This is a genomic window from Vreelandella venusta (assembly GCF_007989605.1).
GTDB classification, from domain to species: domain Bacteria; phylum Pseudomonadota; class Gammaproteobacteria; order Pseudomonadales; family Halomonadaceae; genus Vreelandella; species Vreelandella venusta.
In genome coordinates this window covers 1-1,256 of record NZ_BJUL01000056.1, presented here as the reverse complement: position 1 = coordinate 1,256, position 1,256 = coordinate 1, and the positions used below count along the sequence as shown (strand labels likewise).

1 protein-coding gene is annotated in these 1,256 nt (G+C 55.4%); it reads left to right on the top strand.

Going from position 1 to position 1,256, the window contains the following annotated elements; all coding sequences use genetic code 11:
• Positions 1-1,230: YadA family autotransporter adhesin (locus tag HVE01_RS19730; protein WP_186808885.1), on the top strand; the 1,230-nt coding region annotated here is incomplete at its 5' end.
• Positions 1,231-1,256 lie beyond the last annotated feature (26 nt).

The window sequence follows — 1,256 nt, the reverse complement described above, 5'->3', positions numbered from 1 at the left end:
GCACTGGCGATGGGCTACGACGCTATTGCCTCGCATCAAGGTAGCGTAGCGCTAGGGGAAGGCGCTCGCACTGCAGAAGCGGTTGGTACCGCATCGGTAGACATTGCAGGCCAAACGTACCAGTTTGCAGGTGCTTCTCCCGTCGCCACCGTCAGCGTTGGCAGTGTGGGCAGCGAGCGCACCATCACCAACGTGGCGGCAGGGCGTATCACCGCGGATAGCACCGATGCCATTAATGGTAGCCAGCTCTATGCCGCGATGGACTTTATGGGCAGCCTGGATGATCGTCTGACGATTGTTGAAGGTGACACGGGTGGCGGTGGCGCAGACGGCGCTGTCATGTATGACCGCGATGACAACGGTGATATCAACTACGACAGCGTTACGCTGGCAGGTGAAGATGGCACCAAGCTGACGAACGTTGCGGATGGCGATATCAGCAATGATAGCTCCGATGCGATTAACGGCAGCCAGTTGCACGATACCAACCAGAATGTAGCTAACAATACCAACAGTATTGTTGACAACAGCCAGCGTATTACCAACAACGAAGGGAATATTGCCGACAACAGCCAGCGTATTACCACGAATGAAAACAGCATCACGGATATCAACGAAACGCTGGGGCTAGGGTTGAACTTTGGCGCTGATGAAGGCGATACGGTTAACCGCCAGCTGGGTGATACGGTAGCGATCACCGGTGATGACAATATCACGACCAAGACAACCGGTGACGGTGTACAGATAACGATGAACCGTGATTTGGATGTAGATAGTGTCACCACCGGCAACACCACGGTTAATAACGACGGTGTGAGCATTAAAGATGGCCCGAGCATGACGGTTAACGGCATTGATTCGGGTGGCACCACTATCACCAACGTCGCACCGGGTGTTAATGAGGGCGATGCGGTCAATGTAGGGCAGATGAACGAGCTTGGCCGCCGCTTCCAGAATGAGATCGTCAACGTGCATGGTCGTATCGACAGCGTCGAACGCAACGCGAATGCGGGCTCTGCCAGTGCGATTGCCGCTTCCACGGTGCCGCAAGCCTGGATGCCCGGTAAGAGCATGATTGGTGTCGGGGCAGGTACTTATGGCGGTGAGTCAGCGGTATCGGTCGGTATCTCGCGCCTTTCTGACAATGGTCGCTGGGTGATTCAAGGCAAGGTGACGGGTGATTCGCAAAGCAACTTCGGCGCAGGTATTGGCGCTGGCTGGCACTGGTAAAGGAGAACGACGTGAACAACCTTCGT